The organism is uncultured Enterovirga sp. (assembly GCF_964242715.1).
Lineage (GTDB): Bacteria > Pseudomonadota > Alphaproteobacteria > Rhizobiales > Beijerinckiaceae > Enterovirga.
The window spans coordinates 126,439-133,182 of the sequence record NZ_CAXTAZ010000005.1 but is presented as its reverse complement, the minus strand read 5'-3'; the positions used below and the strand labels follow the sequence as shown (position 1 = coordinate 133,182).

The 6,744-nt window shown below is 68.8% G+C and carries 6 protein-coding genes; 1 reads left to right on the top strand and 5 read right to left on the bottom strand.

The window, feature by feature from the left end; translation table 11 throughout:
* Positions 1-665 (top strand): L,D-transpeptidase family protein (locus tag ACFE87_RS04810; protein WP_375458480.1); only part of this gene is annotated, 665 nt, incomplete at its 5' end.
* Between the two features lie 454 nt (positions 666-1,119).
* Here ACFE87_RS04810 and ACFE87_RS04805 read toward each other — a convergent pair.
* The 5 genes from ACFE87_RS04805 to ACFE87_RS04785 all read right to left on the bottom strand — a co-directional run bounded on the left by ACFE87_RS04805 (position 1,120) and on the right by ACFE87_RS04785 (position 6,509).
* Positions 1,120-1,662, bottom strand: a complete 543-nt coding sequence (locus ACFE87_RS04805) for a helix-turn-helix domain-containing protein (RefSeq protein WP_375458479.1) — start codon at positions 1,660-1,662, stop codon at positions 1,120-1,122.
* Positions 1,663-1,769: 107 nt separating this feature from the next.
* Positions 1,770-2,069 (bottom strand): hypothetical protein, encoded by a 300-nt coding sequence (locus ACFE87_RS04800; RefSeq protein WP_375458478.1) that lies wholly within the window; start codon positions 2,067-2,069, stop codon positions 1,770-1,772.
* Positions 2,070-2,139: 70 nt separating this feature from the next.
* A complete protein-coding gene (locus ACFE87_RS04795; protein WP_375458477.1) occupies positions 2,140-2,463 on the bottom strand; it encodes a hypothetical protein in 324 nt (107 codons plus the stop codon).
* Positions 2,414-5,464: a type ISP restriction/modification enzyme gene (locus ACFE87_RS04790; RefSeq protein WP_375458476.1), complete on the bottom strand. Its 3,051-nt coding sequence runs from the start codon at positions 5,462-5,464 to the stop codon at positions 2,414-2,416. Before ACFE87_RS04790 ends, ACFE87_RS04795 begins: the two co-directional genes overlap by 50 nt.
* A 79-nt stretch (positions 5,465-5,543) precedes the next feature.
* A complete protein-coding gene (locus tag ACFE87_RS04785) occupies positions 5,544-6,509 on the bottom strand; it encodes a tripartite tricarboxylate transporter substrate binding protein (protein ID WP_375458475.1) in 966 nt (321 codons plus the stop codon).
* Positions 6,510-6,744 lie beyond the last annotated feature (235 nt).

Below are 6,744 nucleotides of genomic sequence, written 5' to 3'. Positions count from 1 at the left end.
TCGGCAAGATCGACCGGCAATCGCCCATCATGAATGCCAAGATCACGCAGGTGAATTTCAACCCGTTCTGGACGGCGCCGGCTTCGGTGGTCAAGAAAGACCTCATCCCGAAGATGCAGAAGGAGCCGAACTACCTCGCCGAGAACAAGATCCGGGTGTTCAGCCGCGAGGGCCAGGAGATCCGGCCCGAGACCATCAACTGGCGCTCGGACGAGGCGACCCGCTACATGTTCCGGCAGGATCCGGGCGGCGACCTCAACTCGATGGGCTTCGTTCGCATCAACATTCCGAACCCGCATGGCGTCTACATGCACGACACGCCCTCGAAGGGCATCTTCGGCGACGATTTCCGCTTCGTCTCCTCGGGCTGCGTGCGCGTGCAGAACGTGCGCGACTACATCACCTGGCTTCTCCGGGAGACGCCGAGCTGGGACCGCCACAAGATCGAGGACGTCTTCGCGGCCGGCTCCCGCACCGATGCGTCGCTGGCCCAGCCGGTCCCGGTCTACTGGACCTATGTCACGGCCTGGGCCGCCCCGGACGGCCTCGTCCAGTTCCGCGACGACATCTACAACCGCGACGGCCTGGGCGCCCGCATCCCGGTCGCAGCCGCCGGCCGCCCGACCGAGGCCGAAGCCGCCGACGAGACCGCGCTCCTGAACTGAACGGCTGGGATCCTCCCCCGCAAAGCGGGGGAGGGGGACCACGCGCAGCGTGGTGGAGGGGGCGCCCCCGTCCTCCCTCCGCGGCCGCCACCTCCCCGCTCTGCAGAGGAGAAGCCCCGCCACGCTCACCCCTGCCAGCGCCCCGATCCGAAGAACCCGCGCAGTTGCCGCGCTCCGGCCCGCCCATGCGGCCGCTCCCAACTCTACTCCCGGCTCCAGCGCGCACCGTGCCCGGATGGGCGCCGAGCCGCGCCCCGATCATCCGGGTCGAGAGCCGGGTCAGCTCCCAGAGCACCCGCGCCTCTCGCCTGACCTGCGGCGCATAGGGCCGCCCACGCCGATCGCCGCTCTCCGCGAGCGGCCCGGGTCGATGCCGCGAAGCGCCGGGACCGCGCCGGCGCCGATGGCCGCGTCCAGCCCCGCGCCCGGATCAAGACGGAGATCTGCGCCTGGCTCACGCCGACCTGCCGGGCGATCCGCGTTTGCGACAGGAGCGAGCGCGTGGCCAGGTCCCGCGCCGCCCGACGGCGTCCGCCGCATAGGGCCGCCCGCGCTGTCGAAAGTAGCGGGCCGGACGGGCGCGCCCGTCCCCATTCGGGTTGGGCCGAGCCCACTTTCGCCGCTTGCGCCACCGACAGAGGGTGGTCCGCGACACGCCCGTCCGGGCCGCGATCGCCGCGAAGGACAGCTCCGTCGTCTCGACCAGCCGCTGCGCCTCGGCCACGATCGCGGGCCCGAAAGGCCGCCCGCACCCGGCCGAGCGCCGCCCCGCCCGGGCGGGGCGAATCCACCCGTCCCGCCGGGCCAGTCTCCACACGCTCGCCTGCGCGATCCCGACCCGCGCCGCGATCTCCCGCTGCTTCAGCGCCGTGCCTTCCACGAGCGCCCGCACCGCCTCGAAGATTTCAGGGGAGTAGGGCCGGCCCTTTCCGACCCGGAGGCGACGCGAGGGGGAGGGACTGGAGGAGGACGGGATCAGCTCGAAGGCAGCGCGCATGCTCTAGGAATATAAACAGATCAACGCGGCGTCAAGAGATCTGACTGCGCGTCTAGGCGTAGCGGCATCATCGCTTCCGCTGAACTTCGGCTCAGGCTTGGCCGGCGTCAGGCGGCCTCCAGCCGCTCCAGCTCTCGCTCGAAGTCGAGCTTCACCTGAGCCGCCTCCTCCTCCGGAAGCCACAGCACCATCTGCGGCACGACTTTCCGGTAGAAGCGGACCTTGCGGGCGTCCCACGGCATCGTTGCCGCCGTCCTGGCCTGTTTCAGAATGTGGCTCAGGTGATTCCTGATCTCGGTCGGGGTCGGCGCGTAGGTCCGCGGCTCCCGCACAAGCTCGGGCTGGCCTGCGAACAGGTCCGGCTGCGGCCCGCCGAAGAGGTCGGGCTGGGCTGAGGTGCGGCTCATCCGGTCATTCTACCGCATCGGCCGAGGCGAGGGTGTGGCCGGCAGGACTTGTCCACTGCCGAGGTGCCGATCACGCCTGAGCCGATGCGTCCTCGTCGGCCGGGCGCTCCCGGAGCGCGCCAGCCTCGCGCAACTCCGCCTCGTGAATCATCTCCTCCGCCATGATGCGCTTGAGGAGATCCGCCTGGTCCGGCTCCCGTGCGACGAGACGACCCAGCACGTGCAGGAGGTCGAGCAGGTCGTCGGTGTAGGTATCGGGCCAGCTCTCCGGGATGATCTTCTCCAGGTCGGAAGGCGGCCGCCTGTCGCCGATGATCGGGCGGGAGCGATCGCGCTTCCGATAGCTAAACCACTGCCAGACGACCTGCTTGCCCGAGACCTCGTAGGCCCACATCGCCGGGCTGACATTCTCGACGTAACCGCCGCCTATTCAGCCGGCGCTTGCCGGCATCGTAACGCATGGTCTCCGGAAGCGGCTCCGGCGCGCCCGGAATCGCCCCCTCGATCGGGATGAACGGTCCCGTACCCTCCGGCATGCGGGGCGCCGACCGAGGCCGGCCCGCTTCTGGGTCGGCGAAGCGCTCGCCGTAGCAATGCAGCCAGACGATCTCGCGCCCGAGCGAGGCTGCCTCGGCGAAGAGCGCCGGATCGGCAGTGAGCGGCACCCGCAGGCCGGGCCGGACAAGGTCGGGCGCGAAGCGGGCCGTGAAAGCCGGATGGGCCATGATCGCCGAGAGGTAGGCCATCACGTGCTCTGCTAAGACAGGTGCGCCGTAGAAGCCTGAGAGGTGCGACAGCAACTCGGGCCGGACGTTTGGTTGAGTCGCGGCGCGATCACGCCAGAGAGGAAACACCCGGCCGCCGCGGCCGTGATAGTGGTGCATGTCAGGGATTACAGCAGCTATCGTGATGGATGGGCCGGATACTGGAGAGCGATCGTCGATAGCCGTAAGGTAGAACTGACTATCTGAACTGAGCTCCCAAAGCTGTGAGCGAGCTTGGCTCAACAGTCGGTGGTCAGGGGGGATCCACTGGCGATCGAACGAGCGGAAGGCATACCGAACGGGCTCTACAATCTGTTCCCGATCCCGGCTGATGCTGATTGGACGTGTCCGGTGCACCCCCAGGTCGACGCTGACCACCTTATCGAGCGTCCGATCCCGATCCGGATGAAAGAGTGCGTGCTTGCTGGCAGGACTCTTCGCCGCCTGCATCGCCGTCCAGCGGCGTCTTAGCGTCTCCGCGTCGGGTGCTATTACCCAGGTCCGGTGAGTTTTCACGCCCGGACTAGCCCAGTCAAAAAACTCCGGCACAGCCGGAAACTCGCCCCAGTCACCCGTCCGCTCCGGCAGGAGCGGATCGCGCCAGCCGGTTGGGCCGTCGACCCAACCCTCCCCATCGAGCCTGAGCTTGGCTAAGGAGTCGAATTTCAGTTCCCGATGTCCCTTCGGCAGCGCCGCAAATCGGACGCGCGCCGGCTCGCCGCGATTCTTCCCAACCGCCCGCGCCGCCAGTACAATGCAGATTTGCTGCTGCACGCCCTCGAATATGCGGGTCTGGACGTCCGGCTGATGTCCGTCCGACGAGCAATCAATCACCCAAATTTCGGAGCAGTCCCGGCGCAGGCCGGCCCGCATCTTTTGAAATCCGGGTCCGTTCAGGAAGCCCGCGGCCGTGATGAAGCAAATGAGCCCGGCTCGGTCGATCTCGGGTTCACCGGTCGTTGCATGGTGGTCTGACCCGAAGACCTTCCAAGTAGCCCATCGCCAGAAGTAGACGTACAAATTCTTGAGATGCTTCGTGCTCGCGCCGACGCCCCAGGATCGAGGCGGCGTCCATAGCTCTAGGGCTGAGGGCCGGCCGACGCTTCCGGCCTCGATCCAACCGCCACGTCCGGCTGCATCCACCTTGTAGGGCGGATTGCCGATCACGACGGTGATCCGCTCCTCGCGCTTCACCTTGTTCGCTGCGCGCCTGGAGGCCGCGATGGGCCCGCTTTGGAGCAGCCCTTCCTCCTCGACATAGGGATTGCCGAGCGTGTCGGTGATGAACAGGTTGAGGTCGGGAACGGCCGGCAAAGGGTCCTTCGGCGTCCGCATGAGAGCGGCCATTTCGGCGATGATGCGCAGTTGCGCCACCGCGAAGGGGCCGAACTGCAGCTCGAAGCCGACCACCCGGGACGCGGCGGCCCGGATCGCACCTGGCACGGCGCCAGCGCCTTTGTCCGTCCGCACCGTGTCGGCGATCCGGCGCAGCACGCCGAGGAGGAACGTGCCGGTTCCGACGGCCGGGTCGGCCAGCGTCACGTCGGAGGAGGCGAGGCCGGCGGCACGATCGAAGAGCGGACCGCGCAGGGCTTCGTCGACCAGCCGCACCATCGCGGCGACGACCTCCGGCGGCGTATAGTACGAGCCGGTGCGCTTACGCAGCGTGTTGTCATAGACGGCCAGGAACTCCTCGTAGAAGTACAACCAAGCGTCGGGCGAATCCTTGCTGATCGTCGGCCAGTCAACCTCCTCCAGGACACGCGTGAGCGTGCCGAGCGAGGTCTTCAGCGCCTCGTGGTTGGCAGGATCGTCGGTGAGCAACCGGAGCGCCGTACCGATCAGCGAACTGGATTGTCGCAAGGCGGAGGCGGCCGGCTCGATCCCGCCCGCAAGCGAGATGCCGCGCGCCCGCGCGACCAGGAGCCCGAAGGTGACCGCCTGGGCGTATCCATCGGCGAATTGCGCGTCGTTCGCCTCCGGGAAGAGGAGCTTGCGCCAGTCGGTCGCGAGGTCGGTCAGGCCCTTGTTGCCGCGCCCCATCTGCTCGACCACCTCGTCGCGGAGGAAGCGGCAGAGCCGCGCCGCCACGGGCGCGAGCTTTCGGGCCGTCTTCGGCGTGATCGGGTTCCAGCCGAGAAAATTGTCGATCAGCGCGAGCAGCGTATCCGGCGCGGAGAGCTTTGCACCTGCTGATCCGACGTCGCCGTCGAGTCGAATGACCGAGCCCTGCCGTTCCCCGTCCTGCCAAAGGCTGAAGCTGTTGCCGTCGGTGTAGAGCAGGTTCGGCAACTTGCTGAGCTTCGACCATTGCGCCTTGTCGTGCAGATCGGTGAAGCCCTTCGGGTCGGCGCCCTTGCCTGGCGCCTTCACTTCGATGAAGCCGATCAGCGCGTTGTTGCGAGTGACCGCATAATCCGGCCGCGTCTGCAGGTCGCGCATCGTGGTCTCGCCTACGAGCTGGACGGCGCCGGGGGGCTGGCCCGCCACGATCGACAGCTGGCTGACGAGCGTCTCCAGCGGGCCGCGGAGCTGGTCCTCAGGCGCGCCCTTGATGGCGGGGTTGGCGAGCTTGGCCTTGGCGCTCGCCCCGAAAGCGGAGATGGCTGTCTGAAGCGTGTGCTGCGCCAAGGCGGGGCCTCGAGGTTCAGCCTTTGGTGTCAGTATCGACGCGGGGGATCAAGCCTCGGTGAGCGAAGCACGGGCGAGCCTACCGTTTCGCCAACCCCAGATCCCCCAGCACCGCCTCGCCCCGCGCCACGAACCCCTTGAGATAATCCGGGAACACGCCCGGGGCGTCCCACACCGGCTGGATGCCGCGGCCCTTGAGGCCGTCCTGGACGTCGGGGCGGGCCATGGCGCGCTGAGCGGCCTCGGCGATGCGGGCGCGGCGGTCGGCCGGGATGCCCTTGGGGGCGACGAGGGCGAACCAGTTGGAATAGGCCCAGTCGATCTTGTTCTCCATCAGCGTTGGTACGTTCGGGAGCGAGGGCGAGCGCTGCTCGGACATGATCGCGATCGTTCGGACCCTGCCGGCATCCAGCATCGCCTTGGCCTCGGCCGGGGCGCCCGTGAACATGGTGAGCCCGCCGGCCGCGAGGTCCTGGAGGGCGGGTGCGCCGCCTTGGCTCGGCACCCATCGGATGCGGTCGGCCTCGAGCCCGGCCGCTCGGAGGAGGCCGCCCATCGCGATGTGCCAGGACCCGCCCGTGCCGGTGCCGGAACTCGTATAGGTGCCCTTGGGCTTGGCCTTCAGGTCCCGGAGGAGGTCGTCCAGCGAGGTCCAGGGCGAATCCGCCTTGACGGTGACGCCGGCCGGAAGCAGCGCCACGCGGGAGAAGAGGTCCAGGCTGTCGGGCGTGAACTCGCCGAGGCCCAGCGCCTTGTAGAAGGCGATCTCGGGCGAGGCGACGCCGAGCGTGTAGCCGTCGGGCGCGGCGTTCGCCATGGCGGAATGGCCGGTGAGCCCGCCGCCGCCGGTCCGGTTGACCACGTTCACGGGCACGCCGAGCTCCTGCTGCAAGCCGGCCGCGACGTAGCGGGTCACGGTGTCGGCGCCGCCGCCCGCCGCCCAGGGCACGATGATCGTGACCGGCCGGTCCGGAAAAGCCTGGGCCGCTCCCGCCCAGGCGAGCAGCATCCCGAGCGCCGCCGCGGCGCGTGTCACCAGACCCATCACGAACCTCCCGAACCGACGCTCTCAGGCATTTAGGGGAGAGTGGCGGGTCGGGTGGAACGACGTCAAGCGCGGCGGGCGCGCGGCGCGCTCCCCTTCCCCTTGAGGGGAGGGGCCGGGGGTGGGGTGGTGCAGGAGGAGCCCTGGGCGGTGCCTCCTGCACCACCCCCACCCCGGCTCGAAGCTCCGCTTCGACTCGGCCCTCCCCGCAAGGGGGAGGGTAGGCGCGCGTTGC

Excerpts from the sequence above, each read along its gene's own strand:
- ACFE87_RS04805 (WP_375458479.1), bottom strand. The coding sequence starts at position 1,662 with ATGCGCGCTGCCTTCGAGCTGATCCCGTCCTCCTCCAGTCCCTCCCCC.
- ACFE87_RS04800 (WP_375458478.1), bottom strand. The coding sequence starts at position 2,069 with ATGAGCCGCACCTCAGCCCAGCCCGACCTCTTCGGCGGGCCGCAGCCG.
- ACFE87_RS04795 (WP_375458477.1), bottom strand. The coding sequence starts at position 2,463 with ATGTGGGCCTACGAGGTCTCGGGCAAGCAGGTCGTCTGGCAGTGGTTT.
- ACFE87_RS04785 (WP_375458475.1), bottom strand. The coding sequence starts at position 6,509 with ATGGGTCTGGTGACACGCGCCGCGGCGGCGCTCGGGATGCTGCTCGCC.